The organism is Marinobacter lutaoensis (assembly GCF_001981305.1).
GTDB lineage: Bacteria > Pseudomonadota > Gammaproteobacteria > Pseudomonadales > Oleiphilaceae > Marinobacter > Marinobacter lutaoensis.
The window spans coordinates 469,584-491,505 of sequence record NZ_MSCW01000001.1 but is presented as its reverse complement, the minus strand read 5'-3'; the positions used below and the strand labels follow the sequence as shown (position 1 = coordinate 491,505).

The following is a 21,922-nucleotide window of genomic DNA, read 5'->3' as shown; positions in this document are numbered from 1 at the left end:
GATCACCAGCTCAGCCCCCGGGGGGCCTGCCGGGTGTGGTTACGGTGCTCGCCGCTGATCCGGCCATCGGACAGGGTGATCACCCGGTCGCCCATGGCGGCGATGGCGGCGTTGTGGGTGATGATGACGGTGGTGGTTCCGGTTTCCCGGTTGGCCCGGGCCAAGGCTTCGAGCACCAGGATGCCGGTTGCCGAGTCCAGCGCCCCGGTGGGTTCGTCGCACAACAGCACCTCCGGCCGCTTGGCAATGGCTCGGGCAATCGCCACCCGCTGCTGCTCGCCGCCGGACAGCTGGGCCGGAAAATGGTCCATGCGGGACTCCAGCCCCACCAGAGCCAGCGCCGCCTCCGGCGACATCGGCCGGCGGGCGATCTCGGTCACCGCGGCCACGTTCTCCCGCGCCGTCAGGCTGGGAATCAGGTTGTAGAACTGGAATACGAACCCGACGTGATCCCGTCGGAAACGGGTGAGCGTGGCATCGCTGGCCCGGCTCAGTTCCTGATCGCGGTACCAGACCTTCCCCGCCGTGGGTACATCCAGCCCGCCCAGGATATTCAGCAGGGTCGATTTTCCCGACCCCGACGCCCCGAGCATGACCACCAGCTCGCCCGCGAACAGATCCAAGTCGATGCCCCGAAGCGCCTGTACCTGGACCTCGCCCTGATCATAGACCTTGGTGATCCCCCGGGTACGGAAGACCACATCCGGAGTCGCCACCGCACCTGCCCGCCCGGCCGTCAGGGCTCAATCCTCCGCGCATTCCACGCACACGGTGGTGTAGGGCAGCACCTGCAACCGGCGGGGGTCGATCGCCCGGCCACACCGCTCGCACTCGTCCCCCACGCCCTGCTCGATCCGCGCCAGGGCGTGCTCAATCTGCGCCAGCTCGGCCCGGGTCTCGGCCTCCAGGGAGTCCACCACTTCATCGTTCTGGGTTTCCGTGGCCTGCTCCTCGAAATCCTTGGCCACCGCCCCCGCTTCGCGATTCTGGTGCGCCTGGTAGCGCGCCAGGCGCGTGCTCAGGTCCGCCTTCAGATTTTCCAGCTCCGATTGTCGGCTGCTCATCACGGTCACCACTCCTTGCGGTTTTGAGGAAACGGGATACCTACACTAAAGCATAAGCTGAACCGGGGATTGATGCCTGTCAAAATCGTGCGTTTCCCGGCAGGGCACAATACGCCAACACAGTCCCAGGACACGCCCCGCTTTTCGAAATAGGACGAACACGCAGACAGGAGCCACCATGGGGCCGTCATTTCCCCTCGCCCGCATCATGCACACCGGCCAATTGCTGGAGTGCAGCCCCGACACCCCGATTGCCGAGGCCGCCGCCCGCATGAGCCAGAACGGCGTCAGCTCGATCCTGGTCCGCGACCGGAACGGCATCGTCGGTATCTGGACCGAGCACGACGCCCTGTCCGTAGACTTCGACACCCCGGACCAGTTCCAACAGCCCATCCACACCGCCATGAGCACGCCGGTACTGTCCCTGCCCGCCACCCTGGCGGCGGGAGAGGCGGCAATCCGCCTGCGCGACAGCGGCAAACGCCACGCTCTGGTGGTTGACGAAGACGGTGAACCGGCGGGCATCGTGTCCCAGACGGACCTGGCGCTGAACCAGGGCCTGGAGCCCTACCTCAGACTGCGGGAAGTGGGCGCGGTGATTCCCCGCCCGCCTCTGGTGGTCGGGGCCGCCACCGCGCTTGCCGAGGTGGCGGCACGGATGCGTGCGCAGAACGCCGATGCGGTGGTGGTGGACTGCACGCCGGACGGCCTAGGCATTCTGACGGAGCGGGATCTGGTGGCGCTGATCGCCCGTCACACCACCAACACCCTGGCCGGCGACGTGGCCAGCCGTCCCCTGCTGACGGTGCGTGAGGACGATCCCCTGATCCGTGCCCGGGACCTGTTGCTGGAACACCGTATCCGGCACCTGGCGGTGGTCAGCGGCCGGGGCGAAGTCACCGGGCTGATCGGCTACCGCGACATGCTGTGCGGGACCGAACAGATGTATCTGGACGACCTGCGCCAGGCCCTCGAACAACGGGACCGGGCGCTGGCGCAATCCCGCAGCTCCCTGCAGCTGGCGGAGCGGGTGATCGAATCCTCGTTCGAAGGCATCATGATCACCGACCGGCACGCCCGCATCGAATTCGTCAACCCCGCCTTCACCTGCCTGACCGGCTATGAGCGGGAAGAGGTTCTGGGCAGAACCCCTCGCCTCCTCTCCTCCGGTCGCCACGATGCCGAATTCTATGACCGGATGTGGCAGTCCCTCGCCCATCACGGCTACTGGCGGGGCGAAATCTGGAACCGCCGGAAAAGCGGTGAGCTGTACCTGGAGCGGCTGACCATCACCGCGATCACCGACGAGCAGGGGCAACTGACCCACTACGCCGGCCTGTTCACCGACATCACCCAGAGCCGGCGCCAGGAGGAGCAGATCCGCCAGCTGGCCTACTACGACGCCCTGACCGGGGTGCCGAACCGCCGGCTGCTGGAAGACCGGCTGGCCCATGCCATACGCCACGCCCACCGCAAGGAGGTGATGCTGGCGGTTCTTTTTCTGGACCTGGATCACTTCAAGCAGGTGAACGATACCCTCGGGCACGCCGTCGGCGACGCGCTGCTGGTGCAGTTCACGCAACGGGTTCGGGACTGTCTGCGGGAGGATGACACTCTGGCCCGACTGGGTGGCGATGAATTCGTCGTGCTGCTGCCGGAGATGGACACACTGGATGATGTGATCCGGGTGGCGACGCGCCTGGTGAGCCAGAACGCCACGCCCTACCGCATCGACGGTCAGGAAATCCGACTGGGGACCAGCATCGGCATCAGCGTCTACCCGAACGACGGCACCACGGTGGAAGAACTGCTCAACGGCGCCGATGTGGCTATGTACCGGTCCAAACGCGACGGCCGGAACCTGTACCGCCTGTTCAACCCCACGCCGGCGCCGGCCGGCTGACCGGTCCCGCCCGGGGCGCTAGCCGGGCAACAACTCGATCGGATAGCGGATGGTGGTGCGATCCACTCCCGGCTTGGCACCGAAATCGACCAGCCGCAGCCGGTTGCAGATCTTCCGCTCCAGAGCCGGTTCGTTGAGGGTCGATTCCACCACCGAGCACTCAGACACAGCGCCGCTCGGCTCGATCACCAGCTCCGGCGTGATGCGTCCCCGCAACGACGGCTTTTTCCGAAGTTCCCGGTTGTAGATGCTGTAAATGGCGGCCTTGTTCGCGTCCATGGTCCGGCGCAGTTCCTCGCGGCTGCGGGTTCGCGCCACTGGCGCGGCTTCCTGCGCGCGGACCTCCCGTTCGACCGCCGCCACCTGGGCGCTGTCCTCGACCTGAGCCTGGCTTCGTTGCGCCAGCGCCACCTGCCGACTGTCCCGTGCCAGGGCTGCCTCGCTGACCCCGGCACTGCGCGTCGTGGCATGGGCCCGCTTGGCCAGAGTATCTTCACTGGGGCGGGTGATGGTCGCGGCGGTGCGGACCGTGGGCGCCTCGTCAAGCTTGACGGTGCGGGCCAGCTGACGAATCTTCGACAGCTCGTTGCCCATGGCCAGAATGCCGGTGTTGCGCGCCGTTTCCCTGGCCTTGGTCACCGCTTCCGGGGCCGGCGTTACCTCGGGCTTGGGTTCCGGTTTCCGCGCCACCTGGGGTTCGGGCCTGGGTTCCGGCACTGCCTTCGGTTCCGGTTCCGGTTCGGGCTTGGGCTCCGGCTTGGGTTCCGGCCGGACCTCGGGCACCGCCGGCTTGGGCGGCTCCGGTTTCACAATCAGTCTGGCCAGTTGCGGCGGCAACGTTTCCTGCTCCCGGCGATCCGGCTCCGGCAGCCGTACCCAGCTCACATACACCGCAGCGGCCAGGAACAGCGGCAGCATCAGCGCGCAGATCGCCAGCAGCCGCCGGCGTTCCCCCGGTTCCCGGTTCCATGGCAAGCCGTATGAGTCAATCATGTGTCAGGCCCCCTGCTCCGAGCGCTGGTTGACCGCCAGGGAAATGGCGGCGTAGCCGGCATCCACGCAGGTGGACATGATCTTCTTCAGCAGGGCATAAGGCAGCTCCCGGTCCGCCAGAATGGTGATCGGGCGACCGGCTTCCGGGGCTGGCGTGCCGGACCGGCGCGCCTGGTATTCCAGCTCCTCCTTCAGGGCCGGTTCCACCGTGCCCTCGAACGCCTGGAAGGCGGCCCGTTTCACCACCGGTCGACCGTTCACCAGAATGTCGCCGTCGGTGACTGTCAGCGCCAGCACGTCACCGGGCGGCTGTTCGGCGGTGGAATCCGGCAACTTGATGGTGTCGTTCTGGGTCAGCACCTGAACGTCGGATGAGGAATTCACCATCAGGAAGAACACCAGGATGGTAAAGATATCCATCAGCGACACCAAGTTCATCTTGCCCTGGTGCTGGTTGCGGCGCAGATGGCGCTTGAGCCGTCGGGCGCGGGCGGATTCCTTCATGACTGCCCCTCCGCGGCGCCGAGGCCGTCGGCCGGCTCCGGTGCGTCACCCAGGGAAATATCCGGGAACAGTTCCGCCTTCACCAGACTGCCGGCAACCACCGCGTCGTAGGCACGCACGGTGTCCATCACCGTGACCAGGGTCTGGTAGTTGGTCTGACGCGACGGCAGAATGACCAAGTCCCGTTTTTCCGGCAGCCGTGCCTTGAGCGCCTTCATGACCTCCTGAAGCCGGGCAAAGTCCTGACCGGACGCCCGTTGCGGTATTTCTTCGATCACCCCACCCCGGTTGTCGGCCACCACCAGCCGGTCGTCGAAAATGACGACCTGAATCTGCAGCGACGCCTTGTCCGTCTCGGACAGGCCGTCGCCGGTGGGAAAGTTCAGCTCCAGTACGCGGGTATGGGCGAACACCATGTTGAGCAGCAGCACCGGCACCAGCACGATCATCAGGTTCATGAACGGCGTGATGTCGAGATCGGGCTCGCTCCTGAGGCGACGATGTCTTCGTCTCATGGCCAGGCTCCTTGCGCCGGGCGTCAGGCGGTGGAGCCGGCGGCCGCGGAGGCCCGGCCGGTCGCTGCCGCCGCGGGCTCCGGAGCCCGAGCGGTGGTGCCGCCGTCGCTCAGCAGGTTGAGAACCTTGATGCCCGCCATTTCAAAGCTGTCCACCAGCTCGTTGGTCTTGGTCTGCAGCAGGGCGTGGATCAGCAGCAGGGGAATCGCCGACATCAGGCCGAACGCCGTGGTGTTCATGGCCACCGAGATACTCTGGGACAGTAGGCTGGCTTTCTGGGCTGGGTCCGCCGCCGCCACCGCGGTGAACGCCGAAATCAGGCCGATGATGGTACCCAGCAGCCCCAGCAGGGTCGCGATGTTGGCCAGGGTGGCCAGATACTGGGTCCGTTTTTCCAGACGGGGCATGATTTCCAGCAGGCCCTCCTCCATGGCGTACTCGATCTCCTCGCGTCCCTGACGCCGGGCCAGGCGTTGCAGGCCGGCACCAATCATGGTGGCCATGGCGGTACCGGAGGTTTGGGCGTGGTTCAGGGCCGCCTTCAGGTCCCGCTTGGCGATCAACGGGTGCAGCCGGTTGAAGTCCTTGCGGTTGCTCACCTTCTGGGCGGACAGGTAAACGTAACGTTCGATGGCGACGACCAGACCGATCACCAGCACGACGGCAATCGGGTACATGAAAAAGCCACCCTCCTGAAAAAAGCGAACGGCGGTATCAAGCATCTCGGCACTCCATGATCCATGTTTGGGTTGAGTCTACGGGCGACCTCGCCCCGAAGGGGTAAGATCGCGCAAGACTGTGTTGCGGTTTGTTTCCGTTAGCGGTACTGCACAGCCCACCTGTGAACCAGGTCTCATTGTTCCGGCGCGGCCCCGGCGTGGGTGCCCTCCCCGGCCAGCTCCGCCTGGTAACGCACCAGGCGCTGGAATTCGTAGCGGTCCAGCGGCCGGTCACCGGCCCCGGCCAGAGGCTGCGGATTCGGTGCCGCCAGTTCCGGCGCCGCCGGCGGTTGCCAGGGCACCAGATACAACACCGTGGGCACTTCCTGATCCCCCACGATCCGGGCGCCCTCAATGGTCACCACGCCGGAGCGGGGTTCCTGCGCGCCGGCAAGCAGTGGCTGCCCCAGCAGAGCCAGCCACAGGATGCAACGAAACCGTCCTGTCATGATGGCGATACCTCTCACTGTCGGTTCCTGACATCGAACAGCCAGTCGTCAATCCGGGGGTCCGGAGTCGGAGTGGCCGCTTGGTAGCGTTGGTACAGCGGCAGCGCCTGGTCCGGGCGCCCCAGGTAGATATCCAGCAGAAACGCCAGGTTCAGCAATGCCGCCGGATCGTCGGGCGCCTGCGCCAGAGCCCGCCGATAGTAGGCTTCCGCGGCCTCGAAATCGCCCCGCTCGCGGGCCAGGATGCCCAGGTAATTGAGCGCCACCCGGTGTTCGGGCGCCTGTGCCAGCACCGCCTCGAAACCGGCCCGGGCCGCCGCCGCATCCCCCTCTTCGTAGGCCAGGATCGCCAGGTTCGCGCGCGGGCCGGTGCGCTCGGGGTGTGCCTCCAGCAGCCGCTGGAACCCGGCCCGGGCGGTGTCCCGGTCACCGGCCTTCATGGCCGCCACCGCCTGGGCGAAGTCTGCTTCCAGGCGGGCCTGATCCGGGTCCGGTGCCGCCGGCGCGGCCGGTTGCCTGGGTGCTCCGGCGCAGCCGGCCAGACACAGCAGGACCGCCACGGCGCCCCAGTTAGCCCAGTTCATCCACCACCTCCGGACGTATCTCGGTCTTGTCGTAGCGGCCGGGCAACAACCGGCGCAGCGCCTCGTAGCTGCGGCGAACCCATTCGTCATAAATGCCCTGTTGGGCCTTGCGGATGTTCTGTTCATGAATGTCGATGGCGTTGTCCTCGAACGGATAGGCCTGCTCCTCCAGCAGCAGCTCATACTGTTCCAGCTCCAGCTCGTTCAGGCCGGGCGGTCGCTCTGAATCCATCAGATCCCGGGCCAGCCGGGCGTAGATGTCGGCAATCTGGTATCCGGCCTCGGAGGCCAGTTCCGCGACCCCGAAGGCCGCCATGCGCTGATAGGCCGTCACCGCCGCCTCCAGAGCCTCGGTCTTGGCAACCATGCTGCGGTCCAGCGGCAGGGTCAGGCGAATGCCCTGGTACCGGGCCAGGGCTTCCCGCGCCAGCGTCGCCGCCGCCGAGGCCGCCAGGTAACGCATCCGGTCATCGGCGTCATCACCCAGGCGCTCCACCCGTACCATTTGCTTCTCCAGCCAGTAGTTGCGACGCGGGATGTCGCCCCGGGCCTGGTATAGCTCGGCCAGCCGATGGGCGGCCTCCAGATACGCCGGCACCGGCTCCGGGTAGCGGTTGGCATAGCGGCGCCAGGCATCGATGGCCCTGTCGGTGTCGCCGGAACGGTCGTACAGCCCGGCGGCAATGCTCAGGTTTTCCCGCTGCTCCTCGGGACTTTGGGCCAGCTCGGACAAACGGCTCACTTCGTCCCCGGCCAGGGCCCATTGTCCGGTTTCCCGGTAGGCCAGGGCCAGCTTCGCGGGCACGGTATCGATCAGCGGATGGGCCGGAAAACGGGCGCGGAAATCGGTGAGCACACCGATCGCCGACGGCCAGTCGCCAGCCTCAATCAGCAGACCTGCGGCGTCGTACTGGGCATTGGCGTGCAGCTCCGAACCTGGCATCACCTCGGCCACCCGCAGGTAATGCCGCACCGCTTCGCTGGTCTGGCCAGCTGTGGCCGCGACGTCACCCTGGCGATAGACCGCGGCCGCCAGATTGCGGCGGATTTCGGGCACCCGCTCGTCGTTTCCGGGCAGGCGGCTTAACGCCTGGCGGTAGGCCGACTCGGCCTCGCCGTACCGGGCCAGCTCGAACAGAGCATGGCCGGACAACCGCAGCGCCTCGGTCACCCGTTCCGGATCGGGAGGCGGCTGCCAGGCCACCAGCCGTTCGGCCATGACCACCGTGTCTTCCCAGTGGTCCCGTTCGAACTCCCGCTGCAGGGCAATGGCGAACACATCCGGGGCCCTCGGGTCGTCCGGGAAGGCGTTGGCGAACCGCAGCCGGTTCAGCTGTTGCTGATCCTCCAGCTCGCGGCGGTCGGCGGGAGGCAGCTCACGCCAAGTCTCGGCGTAGCTCCGAAACGCCAACACCGACGCATAGCCCGCCTCGGCGGCCCGCTCCGGCGTGCCGTCGGTGTAGGCAAAGCCATAGGCAACCTGCTCAAACGCCTGGATGGCCGCCGGCCATTCCTCCAGCGCCAGCTCCGCCTCCGCCAGCAGGAACAGCCGTTCCGGCGTGCGGGGGTGACCCGGGAAGGTGGTGGCGAACGCGTGATAGTAACCGGCTGCGGCACGGTAGTGGCGGCGCCGCTCGGCGTCGGTCCGGGCCCGGCTGGCGAGCAGATAGTGCCGGTCCGCCAGTTCCGGAATCAGCGGTTCAAGCCGGCTCAGGATAAAGTCGCGGGTGGCCGGGTCAGCGTTGGCCCAGTAGTCACCCTGGATACCGTAACGGCGAACGAAGCGCGCCTTGCGCTCGGGCAGTGCCTGGTCGAAACCGGCTTCCGCCAGGATGTCCAGGATGCGCTGATCGTAACGGGGGGCCCAGGGACTGCCGGGATGCGCCTCGTTGAACGTTTCCAGCGCGGCGATGGCATCGGTATAGCGCTCCCGCGCCACCAGCAGCTCGCTGTAGCGGGCGTACACCGTCGGCTCGTAGGCCCGGGGGCCGGTTTCGAGGAACAGGTCACGCAGGGTATCCGCACCCTGCAGGTAGGACAGGGACAGGCCGAACACCCGGAACAGGTCGGTCAGCAGGGTGTCCTGGGCCGCGCTGGCGTTTTCCCCGGCGGGCATCACCCGGTCCAGCACCTGGACGAAACTGCCCAGGGCCGGCCGGTAGTGGCCCTGCTTGAACTGGCTCCAGCCGGCCATGTACCAGGCGTTGGTGGTCAGCGATGGATCGGCCCCGGAAGCCCGGGCCACCGCCATGAAGGCCGCCTCCGCCTCAGCATAGCGGCCCGCCCCGAACAGCAGATCGCCCCGGCGGAACTGGGCCTCCGGCCAGTAGCGGGACTGGGGGTAACGGTTCACCAGGTCGGTCAGCGCGTGCAGCTGGGGGCCGGTCTCGCCCCGCAGCTCCCGTGCCCGGGCCAGCTGATAGAGGATCTGGTCGTTGTCCGGCCGGCCCGGGTAGTCGGCCAGCAGCCGCTGGTAGGCCCCAATGGCACCGGCCAGGTCGCCTTCGGCTCGTTCCGCGAACGCCTGCTCGGCCCGCTGGAATTCCAGGTCCGCCAGGCGGTGGCGGACGGCCACCTGCTCGCGGGGGTCATCGATCAGTGGCAGCAGGGAACGGTAGCTGGCGATCACTGCGTCCAGGGACACGACCGCGGGCTCCGAGTCGCCGGCAGGCACGGTCACCGGCGACAAGGCCCCGAGAGTCCCCGGCCGGGCCGCCGTGTCCGCCTCGCCACCAAACCAGGACAGACTCTGGCATCCCGACACGCCCAGCACGGTGGTCAGAACAATCACGGGCAGCGACCGGTTCCCGCTCACGGCTGCCCTCCCTCCGGCTGGCCGGACATCAGCAGAGCATCCGCAAGCCGGGCCTGGGCGTGACGTGAGGCCAGCAGGTAGGCGCGGTTGCGCTCCAGCCAGCCCGCCAGTTCGGCATCCACCTGGGCGATCAATTCGGCCCGGCTTACCGCCAGTGCCTGCCCGAGCTGCGCCTGCAGACCGCTCAGGCGTTCCCGGAGCTGGTCCAGGCGGGCCGCCAGCCGGTCCGATTCGTCATCGGTGGCCAGCAGCGCCTCAACCCGTTGTCGGCGCTGGGCGAACTCCACCATGGCCGCATCCAGCTCCCGCAGCGGCTTTTCCGCAGCCCAGCGGTTGATGCCGTACTGATCGGCCAGTTGCCATTCGAAATAGGCCCGCAGGCGCTGGTATTTCCGGCGCTGGGTGGTGGTGCGGGCATCGTCCGGCAGGGTCGCCAAGAGCGACGCCACTGACGCCAGGCGGCGGGCCAGCTGCTTCTGCCGGGTCGACATGAAAAACGCCGCGTCCCCTGACGCCCGCGCCGCGTCGATGTCCTGGGCGAATGCCCGGTGCCGCTCGGCCCAGGTATCCGCCTGCAGGGCGTCCAGGGCGGCCCGGGTCTCGGCAGCCCGGCGTTGCCGTTGCTGCTTGCGGGTCGCCAGCATGATGTCGAAGGTCTCCAGTTTGTCCTGCCAGCGCGTCAGGTCCCGGGCCAGGATCCGCAGCTCCTGCCATTGCGCCAGTACCCGCTGGAACCGCTCGGTGGCGAGCAGTGCCACCAGTCCGGTCTGGTCCGGGTGTGCCTTCAGGCGCCCGTAAGCGTCCGTGAGCACACCGCTACTGTCCCGCTCCAGCGTCAGCCCAGACAGGATCGAGGTTTCCGACAGGGATGCCCGGACCGAAGCCAGGCGGGCCAGCTCTTCCTGATAGTGCGCCGCGGCCGAGCGATAGGCCTCCAGGGCGGCCCGGGGTTGGCGGGTCTGCTCCAGCAGGTAGGCCCGGGCGTAAGGAACCGGTTGCAACCACGGTGAGTCGCCCGGCCGGGACGCCAGTGCCGACAGGGCCGCGAATGCCCTCGAGTGCTGTCCAGCCTGGGCCGCGGCGACCGCGTATTCATACAGCCCCTGATCGGACAGGGGGCCGACCTGGGGCAACGCCGAGAGCACCGCCAGAGCATCGTCGAAACGCCGCTCAGCGGTCATCATCCGGCTCAGGGACAAGCGCACCCGGGCTGCGAGGGCCTGACGCTCGCGGGCGTCCGGGTCCGCCTCCCGGCCATTCTCCAACAGGGGCAGCAACGCGGCCAGCCGTGACTCCACGCCGGCACCATCGCCCCGGTTGCGGTCATCCAGTGCCAGGTTGTACTCAAGATACACGCGCCAGAGGCTGGCCTGCGGCAACCGGTCCGCCAGGCGACGGGCCTCGGCAACGCCGCCCAACGCTGGATGCCGGCGAGCCAGTTCCGCGCGCAGGTAACACCACTCCTGGAACAGCCCGGGGTACCCGGCAGCCAGCCGGTCACTGTCCACCCGCTGAAGACTGGCGTGGGCCCGCTCCGGCTCGCCGGACAAATACTGGACCTTGCCCAGATAGAACCAAGCACGGTTACGCACCTCGGGCGTAACACCCACACCCGGAGCCTCGTCCGACAGCAACCGCTCGAACCGTCGCCCGGCCTCGTTCACCATGCCATAGGACAGCAGCAGGCCCCCTTCCACCAACGCCGGATGGTCGCCGTGCCCCTGAATGCCGCCGCGCGACGCCGCCACCGACAGCAGGGTCAGGGCCCGGAACGCCTCGCCCTGGTGATACTCATAGAGCACCTCGCCATACCGGAGGTCGGCGGCCCGGGTTGGCGGTGCCGGCTGTGCCTGAGCGCCGACAGTCACCGCGCCGAGCGCCCCGCAGACCAGCCAGCGAAGGCACCGCCGGGCGTTACCCGGCCTCCATGCCCTCACCTTTTCGCTACTCCCAGGCGACAATGGAGACCTCCGGCTGGTCGTCCGAGGACCGGTCCCGAATCCGGATTTCCAGCGCCGCCGTGTCGGTGCCCTTGTCGAACGTTAGGGTCGCGGCTTTCTTATAGGGGCGATTCTCGGGGCCGATCCCCTCGACGAAGGCCGTGACTTCATGGGCTCCAGTCTTCAGGTTGCCGATGTACAGCCGCTGCATGCCCCCCCGTTGCAGGGCCCGCACCTGCCGCTCGGTGTAGAGGTGGGCCGCCACCACGTCACCGTCGACCTTGAGCTTGACGGCATCGAGCTGGAGAAAGCGGCCGGTGTCCAGACTCAGGAACACGGCAAACTGGGTACTGGCGGGGAACAGCAGGTCCTCTTCCAGGATGAACAGGTCCCGGTTCAGTCGAATCACCTGTTTTTTCAGCTGCTCCACCTGGTCGGCGACGGAGGCATCGGAGTCGGCGGCGCCGGCCGGCAGGGCCAGGATGGCCAGCAGCAGCCAGGCAACGAGGACGACAGGGCGTGGGGTTCGGGAGATGGGCGCCAGCATGTCAGTATTCCAGAATCAGGGAAGCCCGGGTCACCCAGGCATCGAATGAGTACAGGGGTTCCTCGCCGGGCAGATAGTCACCCCGTGCGGTGACATCCCGGAAGTTGTCGTAGTCGAAACTCAGCCAGTCCACCAGCAGGCTGAACTGCAGACGCTGGATGCCGGGAATGGCGGTCTGTTTCCACTCGTACACCGCACCGGTGGCGATCGTGGTGCCGCTGAGGGCGCTGAGTTCCTTGTCCCGGGCCAGGTAGGTCTGGGAGTTTTCGTAGGGAAACAGGTCGGCGTAGAAGTCCGCCGCGTCCTGGGTGTAGTAGCGGAGCGAGCCTTCCAGGCTCCAGCGCGCATTAAGGCCATGAACGTAGGCCAGCTCGACGGTGTGCGCCTCAATGCCCCAGCTGTCGGTGAAATAGCGGTACTCGCCCCGAACCGAGGCCCGGTACGGCAGGTAGTACAGGCCCCGCAGCGCCACCGCGGTGCTGGTGCGGCTGTCCGGATAGCGCTCGGGCTGGTACAGATAAGCGGTGGCATCACCGGGATCCAGGTAGCGGTTCTGGCGGTAGGGGTTCTCCAGATACCCTTCATCGGTGATCACCTCCAGATCCAGCCCCAGCAGGCTGTTCCGGGTCAAGACCTGGCTGAACCCGAGCCGGTAGTTACGGCGATCGGCGTCCTCCCGGAAACCGTCATTGCCCACCATGCCGACCTCGTCCCAACCGTTGGCGTAGCCCATGGTGACGGTGGACAGGCCGCCGAAGAACTCCTGACTGACCGCTATGTGAACGGTCTTGGCGTCGTAGTCGTTCTCGCTGCTGTCGGTGAACCCCAGGCTCAGGACGGCGTCCTCGTGCAGGTAGTCGACGCCCAGGGAATACTCGGTACGCTCCTCGGTGTAGGGGCTGGCAGTGGCCAGCACATCCACCGAGGCCGCCGATACCGAGTCGACGTAATACTGACCGGTCAGCGACACCTGCGGCCCGGCGCTCTTGCGCACCAGCACCGAGGGGCCGTCGATCACCATGCCGCCGCCATCGTAGCGGTGGTACAGCACATCCACGTTGTCCACCGGCAGGGTCGCCGCCGGCACCGGTGAGGCCATCGACAGCAGGACCGTGAGCCCGCCGACGCCGGGCCTCAGGCGATCAGTTGCAGCCACAGCCACCTCCCGACCCGCCTTCGGCGCCGCGGGCCGACTCCCGGGCCTGATAGACATGGTGCATGTAGGCATCGGCCTTGCCATGCCGGCTCAGGCTCATCACCGGGTCCGCCAGGTTGTCCCGTTCGTAGGGCTTCACCCAGGGTTTGATCTCGCTGCACCCGGTCAGCATCAGCACCAGCGCGGCGCTGGTCAGCCACCGGGGCCTTGCGTGACGTTGCGGTTTCACTCTCTCACCAGCTCCCGGATCTGTTGTTCGTAGGCATCCTCGTATCCCGGCTGATAGCCGTAATGGACATATCGGGCGTTGCCGTCCCGGTCGACCATCACGGTGGTCGGCATTGCCTGCACCTCATACCGTTCGCTGACAGTGCTGTCCGGATCGTACAGGATCGGGTAATCCACCGGCACCGCGTCCAGGAAGCGCTGGGCGGCCGCCCGGTCCTCGTCCACGTTCACCGCCAGGATGGTGAACCCCAGGTCGCGATACTTGTGATACAGCGCGTTCATCAGGGGCATTTCCTGGCGGCAGGGGCCGCACCAGGACGCCCAGAAGTTGACCATCACCACCTCGCCCCGGTGATCTTCGAGGCGGACATTGCCACCTTCCCGGCTGGCCAAGGTGAAATCCGGGGCCGGCGTGTGGATGGCCTCGGCAACGGCCGCCACCGGCAGTCCGGCCAGGGCCAGAGTCAGGGTCAGGGTCAGGGTTCTCAGAGCAGTCGTCATGGCTTCGGCTCCCGTCATGTTAGAAAAACACGGACAGGCCAGCGCTGGCCTGGGTGGAAATGGCGGTTTTCTCGTCGCCCAGCACATCGATGCGGTAGAAGTGCTGACGCAGTTCCAGGTGCACAGCGATGTCATCGGTCAGCAGCACTTGGTAGCCGGCGCCGGCGTTCAGGGTGAAGCGGGTGTCACCGGCGAAATCGGTGGCACCGGCACCGCCGATCAGATAGAAGTTGGTGTTGAAGGCCAGGCCCTCGGTGGGAAACGCCTCCCCGGGCAGCAGGTTGTAGCCCAGGTTGAGGTTGTAGAAGCGGTATTCACGTTCGCTGTCGGTCAGCACCTCGACATTGCCCGCCAGCGTCTCGAAGCTGGTCTCGCCCGCTTCGGCGACGCCGACCCCGGCCTCGAAGAAGAACGCCTCGCTGAGGTGGTAGGTGAGTTTGGCGCCGACCAGCCAGGACGACTCAAAGTCCTCGATGGTCAGGAACCCGGCGAACCCGCCCACCTCGAAGTTCTCGGTGTCGATCCGGTCCTCGGTCACCGGCACCGGGGTGACATCCGGCTCGATCAGGGGCCGTTCGTCATCGCTGGCGACCGCCGTCACGGGCAGGGCCAGCAGGCCGGCAAGCAGCGCCGGCGTCAGAAAAAGATACTCAGTCCGATTTTCCATTCTGTGGCTTCTTCGTTGGTTTCCCGATCGGTGAAGACCTTGTAGTCCTTCACTTCGGCACGGATGAAATAGCGGTCGGTCACATAGGCGCGGACACCGATACCGGCGTGGCCAACCATGTTGTCACGCTGCTCCGGTTCGGCCAGGGTGGCCTTCGGGTCGATCCAGAGATGCCCGATGCCCAGGGTGAAATACGGAGACACGCGCCAGTGCGGAAACGCCTGGTGTACCAGGTTGGCGTTGATCATGCGGATCTCGGAGGCGCTGCCCAGCACTTGGGACAGCCAGAGTTCGGCGGCCAGGTTGCGGGTCATCCAGTAACCACCGTAGGCAGCGGTGACGGCGGCGCCGTCGAACTCTCCCATCATCAGGCCGGCCTCCAGCCTGCGGTTGCGGAACTCGGAGAAGTCCGGCACCGGCAAGGCCACCGGCTGTCCGGTCGCATCCCGGGTGCCGGCGATATCCGCCACCGAGACCCAGCCTTCCCGGCCCTGCTCGTCCCGCACCCTGATCCAGCGGGTCCTGCGCTGAAGCAGCCGCAGCCACTCGCCCTGTTCGCTGGCATGGAACACCGGGTAGCCGGCCGCCGGGCCGGTGCGCCATTCCACGAACGGCTGCGTGACCTGAACCCTGAGTGGCGGCTCGTCGCCCCAGAGACCGCCGGCGGTGGCGGTCATGGGCAGCAAGGCAAGCAGGCAAAGAAGTAGCGGCATGGTCTGTGGACCTGTCCCTGGTCAGTCTTCCGGTGCGGCGAAGGGGTCGTTGTAGTACTGAGCCCCCAGATCCAGCCATTCGCTGATCAGGCGGAGTTCCGCGGCACTCAGGAACCCTTCGTGGCTGCCGCCGGCACGGAACAAGGCCGGGAACCGGCTGGCCGAGGCACCGTTGACCGACATGCTCGGCTGCACCGGCACCGTGGCGTAGATCGGCTGCTCATTGCCATCGGCGTCCAGGATGGGGTTGCCGTCATCATCCCTCAGGACCTCTCCGGTGTCCACCAGACGGTCCACCAGGGCACCATTGACCAGTTCCTGTTCGTTGTCGGGGAACAGCAGTTCCCGGTAGGCATTGAAGTGCAGCGGCTGGTCCGGCGAGGGCCCGTCGGAGAGATCGAGCTGGGCCACCGGAACCTGGGTCTGGCCCTGATCGTCGACGTGGTTATGGCAGCCGGTGCAGGTATAGTCGGCAACCACGGTCACGCCGTCGGTGTCCAGGACTTGACGCGTCAGGTTCCACAGCGGATGGACGTGCTGCTCGTAGTGGATGACGACCCGGCAGTTCGACGTCCAGTGACTGGCACACACGGCGGACATGGGCGCCGGCGTACGGAGGTCGCCGTAGCTCAGGGCGAAGGCATCGGCCTTCGGAGCTACCGCCGTATCGGTCCATTCATCTTCGAACACCAGGTCCGGCTGGGGTCTCCGGATACCCCGGATACGGCCGTAAACCTCCGCCATGGTTTCCCCCATATCGGCGTACAGGGCCGGATCCGTGTTCGGGAACGGCAGGCCGGTGGTCGGCGCCCCCGGCCAAACGCTTTCAGGGCCGGCGTCCCGGCGACCATGGGGCACCGGGCTGGCGGGGTTATGGCACCCCTTGCAGGCCAGGGTCTCGCCCGGGCGTACGCTCAGCCAGTTCTGATGCCGGGGCCCGATCCGCTGGCCATCAGCGTCCACCACGCTCAGGGCAAAGGCCACATTCGCCGGCACCGCCACCTGCACGGAACCGTCCGGTTCCACGGGGACATAGCCAAGAATCTCGCGCATCAGCTGAGCGCGGCTGCGGCCAAAGGCGCTGTTGTCAAAATCACGAACCGTGTCATCGGGAATCGACACCGGTTTTTCCAGCCGCAGGAAGCGGACGGGCCGTTCGTCCGGCGGGGTCTGAAGCGGGTCGGCCATGGCCGCGATACCCGCCGGGGTGCTGTCGGTGCCGTCCAGGTCGTAAACACTGCGGATGCTGAGGATGCCGTAGCCGTCCTCGGCCAGGGTGGCGGCCACTCCGGTCACCGGCATTTCCGGGATATAGGTTTCCAGGGGGCGCTCACGCATCAGCACCGCCTCGTCGAACAGCACGCCCTCCTCCGGCGGCACCACCGGGCGCTGGGTGCCGTCCACCGGGTCCAGCAGCCACAGGCCGTACACCGGCTGTGCCGGCTGATAGGCATCGGAGCCCAGGCGTTCGTCGGTGCAGTTGACGACGCGGTTGCTGGCCACCTCCCGCAACCGGCAGGGGCTCCAGCTCACCAGAAACCGGTCGCTGCCATCCAGCAACGGCGAAATGGCACCATACGTACCCTGCAGCGAGGGCTGGCCGGCCAGTCCGGCATCTTCCACCAGCAGCTGCTGGCCCACACCGGGTGCGCCGGACAGGGTCCGGTCCGCCTCAACGTACCCCTCGATATCCACCCGCGCCGGCACCGAGGCATAGTCTTCCGACTCGAACGGGCGCAGCTGCACCAGCAGATCGCCCCGGTCGGTCACCCGTGGTGCCAGGTACTGTACCGCCACCTCCGCGGACAGGGCCTGGTGCGAGTGCCGGCCATACAGGTAATCAAGGCCGGTACCGTCCGGGTTGACCCGGTACAGGTTGACGCCATTGTCACGGGTCTGGCCGGCGTGGTCCCAACGACTGAAAACGACGGTACCGTCGCGGGCGACCATCGGGTCCAGATCATGGCTCTGGTTGAAGGTGATCTGCTGGATGTTATCGCCGTCGCTGTCCATAACATGCAGCACGAATGCCGGGACCTCGAGGTCCTCGTCGAGGCCGGCATACTGGGGCTTGCCTTCGTCCAGCAGGACCGCCTTGGACTGGCGCTGCCGGGTCGAGGAAAACACGATGCGGCCGTCCGGCAGGTAGGCCGGCGCCACGTCCTGGCCGGCCTCCGCCACAACGTCCGAGGCGATGACCCGGCGCAGCCGGTCCTCGGTGCTGTCGTACTCCCAGATGTTCCAGGTGGGCTGTTCGTCGTCATCCGCGCCCTCGATCTCCGGGGCGCGCATGGCGAACAGAAGGCGGGTGCCGTCGTGGGACACATGCAGGTCCTTGACGTCGTAGCGCAGGCGACCGAGGTCGTCGAGATAACCGGCCCCCGGGAAAGCCCGGGATGAAATGTCCCGCTCCGGCGCGTCCGGAGCGGCGCTCGTCTTCCAGTACAGGCGGGCGCCGGGGTGGAACGCCGAGGGGTCGGCCAGGTTATCCGCCACCGGCTGGCCGCTGTTTTCATCGAACAGCAAGGGACGCTTGATGAACGCGACCGCGTTTTCCACCACCACCGGGTCATCGTCCTGGCCGCCCCCCGTGGACAGGCAGCCGGACAGCAGTGACCCGCCAAGCACACAGGCCAGCCCGAGCACCGGACCGGTGCCGGCCGAGAGCGAACGCAACGAGATTCCCAAAACGACAGTCCTGCGATATCGGATGATGACTCAAGATGATGTTTCAACGTTACGGCATAAAGTAAGGGGGCGGGAAGTTGAGTTTCCAAACCTTTTCCGTAACGCAATGTAATAACGCGGCCCACTTCTCAAATTGGGCCAATCGACGCCGCGTAAACTTTCAACACATGTTAAACGCCCCGCGGGGCCATGACTCACCGTCGTCGAGGGACGAAACACATGAACGCCCGACAGGGACTGCAAACACTGATACAGACCGCCCTCGGCGCGTCGCTGGCGCTGACCCTGGCGCACGCGGGCCCCAGGGAACAGGCCAAGGTCATCCACGATCGCATCGCCGGGGTGCCCCCCAGCGCCGAGGTTCTGGACACAATGGCGGCACAGATCGAGAACAATGACGCTCTCGGCGCCGCCTTCACCGCCATGGAGGATCCAGCCTTCTACGATGTCACCCTGAAGAACCTGGCCGCCCCCTGGACCAACGAGGCCATGAGCGTTTTCGTGCCACTCAACGATTACATCGCCACGGTGATCGGCCTGGTGCGGGACGGCGAGGATTTCCGCAAGGTACTGTACGACGATGTCCTCTACGTGGGCGACCCTTCCCTGGGCCTGCCACCCTACGCCAACGACAGCAACGCTCATTATGAAGCCCTGGAAGACGGCGGCTACAGCCTCAAGGACGCTCTGGTCCGGCGCAGCCAGTCCGCGGTTACCGGCCTGCCCTACGACGCCACCGCCGGAGTCATCACCAGCCGGGCCTCGGCCCGGGCCTTTTTCAGCGCCGGCACGAACCGCGCGATGTTCCGTTTTACCCTGCTGAATCACCTGTGCAAGGACCTGGAGCAGGTCGCCGACGTGACCCTGCCCACCGACCGCATCCGTCAGGACGTGTCCCGCAGCCCGGGCGGCGACAGCCGGGTGTTCCTGAACAACTGCGTCGGCTGCCACAGCGGTATGGACCCCATGGCCCAGGCCTTCGCCTACTACGACTATGCGTACGACGCCGATGCCGACCCGGACGGCGCCCTTGGCCGGCTGGTCTACCACACCGTCAACGACATCGATCCGGCCACCGGTTCCCGTGTTCAGGCCAAGTACCACATCAACGCCGGCACCTTCGAGCAAGGCTTCATTACGCCCGATGACCGCTGGGACAACTACTGGCGCCAGGGCGCCAACCGCCGCCTCGGCTGGGACCCTGGTCTGCCCGGCGGCGGCCAGGGCGCCAAGAGCCTGGGCCAGGAACTGGCCCATTCCGACGCATTCGCGGAATGCCAGGTCACCAAGGTGTTCCAGGCGGTGTGCCTGCGTCCGCCCTCGGACAGTACCGACCGGGCACGGGTCGCCAGCATGGTCACCCACTTCCGCAACGCGGGCTTCGACCTGAAACAGGTCTTTGCCGAATCCGCCGTGTACTGTATGGGGGAGTGACCCGATGATGACCCGACAACACCCCTCCTTCCGTGGCCAGTCCGGCCCCTGGCTGGTCCTCGCCCTGCTTCTGGGGCTGCTGACCGGCTGCGGCGGTGATTCCACCGACCCCCTGCCCAACACCGGGTCGGGCAGCGACACCGTGAATTACAGCGGGCCGCCGCCGGCCAACAACGACGTGCTGAACTTCAAGCGCTCGCTCTGGGACCCGCTGGTCAGCCAGGACCGGTGCGGCGCCTGTCACGGTGCCGGCGGGCAGGCACCGACCTTTGTCGATGAACAGGACATCAACGCCGCCTACGCCCAGGCCGGCACCATCGTCAACCTATCTGATCCGGGCCAGTCCCGAATGGTCACCAAGGTGGCCGGCGGCCACAACTGCTGGCTGGCCAGCACCTCGGCGTGCGTCGATATCCTCACCACCTACATCGCCAACTGGGCCGGCGGTTCGGAAGGCTCCGCCAAGGTGATCGAACTGCGCGCCCCGACCGAGCGCGAGCCCGGCAGCACCCGGACCTTCCCGGCATCCAGCACCGATTTTCAGGCCACGGTGTATCCGCTGCTCACCAATTTCTGTGCCGACTGTCACGGCGACGGTGGCCAGACCCCCTACATCGCCTCCGCCAACGTGGACACGGCCTACGACCAAGCCAAGAGCCGCATGAATCTGAACGACCCGGGCGCCTCCCGCTTGGTGGAACGCCTGCGCTACGACTTCCACAACTGCTGGAACGACGACTGCGTCGGCTCGGCCGACCACATGGAACTGAAAATCCTGGAATTCGCGCTGCTGCAGGAGCCGGCGCCGGTGGACGCGGACCTGCTAACGAGCCGCGCCCTGAACCTGACCGGGGACGGCCTGCTGGCCAACGCCGGAGGCCGTTTCGAGGACAACGTCATCGCCCTGTACGAATTCAAGGCCGGCGAGGGCCAGGTCGCCTACGACACCAGCGGCGTTTCTCCCGCCCTGGACCTCACCCTGAGCGGCAATGTCGACTGGGTCGGCGGTTGGGGCATCAACCTCGGCCCGGCCTATCAGGACGACCAGGGCCGGACGGTGCCGGCGGGCAAGGCCCAGGGCTCCACCGCCAGCAGCCGCAAGCTGCACACCCTGCTGACGGGCTCCGGCGAATACGCCATTGAGGCGTGGGTGGCGCCGGGCAACATCACCCAGGAAGATGCCCGGATCGTCACCTATTCCGGTTCGGCCACCGCGCGTAACGTAACCCTGAGCCAGACCCAACAGCGTTACGAGGTGCTGCATCGCGCCACCTCCAGCGACCAGAACACGCCGTTCTCCACCTCGGACGCGGACATGCTGCTGCAGGCCACCCTACAACATGTGGTGGTGAACTATTCGCCCGGTACCGGACGGCAGATTTTCGTCAACGGCGAACCCTCCGGTGACGTGGATCCGGACGAACCGGGCCTGCTCTCGGACTGGGACGACACCTTCGCCCTGGTGCTGGGCAACGAAACCGACGGCAATTCCCCCTGGCAGGGTGCCATCCGGCTGGTGGCGATCCACAACCGGGCGCTGACGCCGGACCAGATCCGCGCCAACTACGAGGCAGGCGTGGGCCAGAAGTTCTATCTGCTGTTCGGCGTGTCCCACCTGATCGACCTGCCGCAGAGCTACGTCGTGTTCGAAGTCAGCCAGTTCGACAGCTACAGCTATCGTTTCGCCACCCCCTTCTTCATCAGCCTGGACGACGGCGTCGAACCCCAAGGCATTCCCCTGCGCGGCATGCGTCTGGGCATCAATGGCAAGGAGGCCACCGTAGGCCAGGCCTGGGCCAACCTGGACGTGACCCTCAATGCCGCCGACTACCAGCCGGGCAGCGGCCAGCCGCTGTCGCCCCTGGGCACCATCATCGCCCTGGAAAGCGGCCCCGACAGCGACGAGTTCTTCCTCACCTTCGACCAGATCGGCGACCGGACCTACGCCCGCACCGAACCGGAGCTGCTGCCGCCCCCCGAGCCCGCCGACCTGGCGCCGTCGCCGGCCATTGGTCTACGCACCTTTGACGAGATCAATGCCACCATGGCCCGGCTGACCGGTGTCGCCACCACCCACCCGGCGGTATCGGCGACATTCACCACCATCAAACAGCAGCTGCCGAGCGTCGAGGACATCCGCAGTTTTGTCTCGGCGCACCAGATGGCGGTCACCCAACTGGCCATCCAGTACTGTGATGCCCTGGTGTCCGACCCCCTGCTGCGTGCGAATCTCTTCCCCGGTTTCGACTTCAACGCCGAACCGGCCAGCGCGTTCGACCACGCCGGCCGGAGCCTGGTGACCGGGCCGCTGCTGGGCCGCTTCGTCGGGACGTCACTGGCGAGCCAGCCGGCGGACCCGGACATCGAAACCGAGCTGAATTCCCTGATCGACCGACTGACCAGTTGCGGCACCCTCTGCCCCGCCGACCGCACCGAAACCGTGGTCAAGGCCAGTTGTGCCGCCGTGTTGGGCAGCGCCACCACCCTGGTTCAGTAGAGGAC

20 protein-coding genes are annotated in these 21,922 nt (G+C 66.7%); 3 read left to right on the top strand and 17 right to left on the bottom strand.

All coding sequences use genetic code 11. The features are described from left to right. Positions 1–2 precede the first annotated feature (2 nt). Positions 3–716, bottom strand: coding sequence for an ABC transporter ATP-binding protein (locus BTO32_RS02265; protein WP_076722800.1), 714 nt, complete (start codon positions 714–716; stop codon positions 3–5). 27 nt (positions 717–743) lie between these two features. Then, on the bottom strand, positions 744–1,064 hold the full coding sequence (locus BTO32_RS02260; protein ID WP_076722799.1) for a TraR/DksA family transcriptional regulator: 321 nt from the start codon (positions 1,062–1,064) through the stop codon (positions 744–746). A gap of 178 nt (positions 1,065–1,242) precedes the next feature. Here BTO32_RS02260 and BTO32_RS02255 point away from each other — a divergent pair, with 178 nt between their 5' ends. Beyond that, on the top strand, positions 1,243–2,967 hold the full coding sequence (locus tag BTO32_RS02255; RefSeq protein WP_076722798.1) for a diguanylate cyclase domain-containing protein: 1,725 nt from the start codon (positions 1,243–1,245) through the stop codon (positions 2,965–2,967). A gap of 18 nt (positions 2,968–2,985) precedes the next feature. On the opposite strand, the gene BTO32_RS02250 is transcribed toward BTO32_RS02255, so the two are convergent. From BTO32_RS02250 to BTO32_RS02180, 15 genes are all read right to left on the bottom strand, one after another. Beyond that, positions 2,986–3,960, bottom strand: a complete 975-nt coding sequence (locus tag BTO32_RS02250; protein WP_076722797.1) for an AgmX/PglI C-terminal domain-containing protein — start codon at positions 3,958–3,960, stop codon at positions 2,986–2,988. A 3-nt stretch (positions 3,961–3,963) separates the two neighbouring features. Continuing rightward, positions 3,964–4,464 (bottom strand): ExbD/TolR family protein, encoded by a 501-nt coding sequence (locus BTO32_RS02245; RefSeq protein ID WP_076722796.1) that lies wholly within the window; start codon positions 4,462–4,464, stop codon positions 3,964–3,966. Beyond that, the gene (locus BTO32_RS02240; protein ID WP_076722795.1) at positions 4,461–4,979 is read right to left on the bottom strand and encodes an ExbD/TolR family protein; all 519 of its coding nucleotides are present in this window, start codon (positions 4,977–4,979) and stop codon (positions 4,461–4,463) included. The genes BTO32_RS02245 and BTO32_RS02240 overlap by 4 nt, the downstream gene beginning before the upstream one ends. Before the next feature lie 23 nt (positions 4,980–5,002). Next, complete coding sequence (locus tag BTO32_RS02235; RefSeq protein ID WP_076722794.1) at positions 5,003–5,701, bottom strand: MotA/TolQ/ExbB proton channel family protein; 699 nt, start codon at positions 5,699–5,701, stop codon at positions 5,003–5,005. Between the two features lie 131 nt (positions 5,702–5,832). Next, the gene (locus BTO32_RS02230; RefSeq protein ID WP_076722987.1) at positions 5,833–6,147 is read right to left on the bottom strand and encodes a hypothetical protein; all 315 of its coding nucleotides are present in this window, start codon (positions 6,145–6,147) and stop codon (positions 5,833–5,835) included. Between the two features lie 14 nt (positions 6,148–6,161). Then, complete coding sequence (locus tag BTO32_RS02225) at positions 6,162–6,731, bottom strand: tetratricopeptide repeat protein (RefSeq protein ID WP_076722793.1); 570 nt, start codon at positions 6,729–6,731, stop codon at positions 6,162–6,164. After that, on the bottom strand, positions 6,718–9,546 hold the full coding sequence (locus BTO32_RS02220; protein ID WP_245820240.1) for a tetratricopeptide repeat protein: 2,829 nt from the start codon (positions 9,544–9,546) through the stop codon (positions 6,718–6,720). The genes BTO32_RS02225 and BTO32_RS02220 overlap by 14 nt, the downstream gene beginning before the upstream one ends. Next, on the bottom strand, positions 9,543–11,483 hold the full coding sequence (locus BTO32_RS02215; RefSeq protein WP_139339001.1) for a hypothetical protein: 1,941 nt from the start codon (positions 11,481–11,483) through the stop codon (positions 9,543–9,545). The genes BTO32_RS02220 and BTO32_RS02215 overlap by 4 nt, the downstream gene beginning before the upstream one ends. 7 nt (positions 11,484–11,490) lie before the next feature. After that, the gene (locus BTO32_RS02210) at positions 11,491–12,033 is read right to left on the bottom strand and encodes an AraC family transcriptional regulator (RefSeq protein ID WP_076722792.1); all 543 of its coding nucleotides are present in this window, start codon (positions 12,031–12,033) and stop codon (positions 11,491–11,493) included. Position 12,034: 1 nt separating this feature from the next. Then, positions 12,035–13,189 carry a DUF3570 domain-containing protein gene (locus BTO32_RS02205; RefSeq protein ID WP_425435209.1) on the bottom strand — a complete coding sequence of 385 codons (1,155 nt, stop codon included), beginning with the start codon at positions 13,187–13,189 and terminating at the stop codon, positions 12,035–12,037. Next, positions 13,176–13,418 carry a DUF4266 domain-containing protein gene (locus BTO32_RS02200; RefSeq protein WP_245820239.1) on the bottom strand — a complete coding sequence of 81 codons (243 nt, stop codon included), beginning with the start codon at positions 13,416–13,418 and terminating at the stop codon, positions 13,176–13,178. Before BTO32_RS02200 ends, BTO32_RS02205 begins: the two co-directional genes overlap by 14 nt. Beyond that, positions 13,415–13,918, bottom strand: coding sequence for a TlpA family protein disulfide reductase (locus BTO32_RS02195; RefSeq protein WP_076722790.1), 504 nt, complete (start codon positions 13,916–13,918; stop codon positions 13,415–13,417). The genes BTO32_RS02200 and BTO32_RS02195 overlap by 4 nt, the downstream gene beginning before the upstream one ends. A 19-nt stretch (positions 13,919–13,937) precedes the next feature. Beyond that, entirely contained in the window at positions 13,938–14,585 is a 648-nt protein-coding gene (locus BTO32_RS02190; RefSeq protein ID WP_076722789.1) for an outer membrane beta-barrel domain-containing protein, read from the bottom strand. Next, positions 14,555–15,298 (bottom strand): SH3 domain-containing protein, encoded by a 744-nt coding sequence (locus BTO32_RS02185; protein WP_076722788.1) that lies wholly within the window; start codon positions 15,296–15,298, stop codon positions 14,555–14,557. Before BTO32_RS02185 ends, BTO32_RS02190 begins: the two co-directional genes overlap by 31 nt. Before the next feature lie 21 nt (positions 15,299–15,319). Then, on the bottom strand, positions 15,320–17,974 hold the full coding sequence (locus BTO32_RS02180; RefSeq protein WP_245820238.1) for an HzsA-related protein: 2,655 nt from the start codon (positions 17,972–17,974) through the stop codon (positions 15,320–15,322). A 231-nt stretch (positions 17,975–18,205) separates the two neighbouring features. Between BTO32_RS02180 and BTO32_RS02175 the strand changes: the two genes are divergently transcribed. Both BTO32_RS02175 and BTO32_RS02170 read left to right on the top strand, forming a co-directional pair. Further along, a complete protein-coding gene (locus BTO32_RS02175) occupies positions 18,206–19,420 on the top strand; it encodes a hypothetical protein (protein WP_076722787.1) in 1,215 nt (404 codons plus the stop codon). Between the two features lie 4 nt (positions 19,421–19,424). Continuing rightward, positions 19,425–21,917, top strand: a complete 2,493-nt coding sequence (locus tag BTO32_RS02170) for a LamG domain-containing protein (RefSeq protein WP_076722786.1) — start codon at positions 19,425–19,427, stop codon at positions 21,915–21,917. Positions 21,918–21,922: the final 5 nt, after the last annotated feature.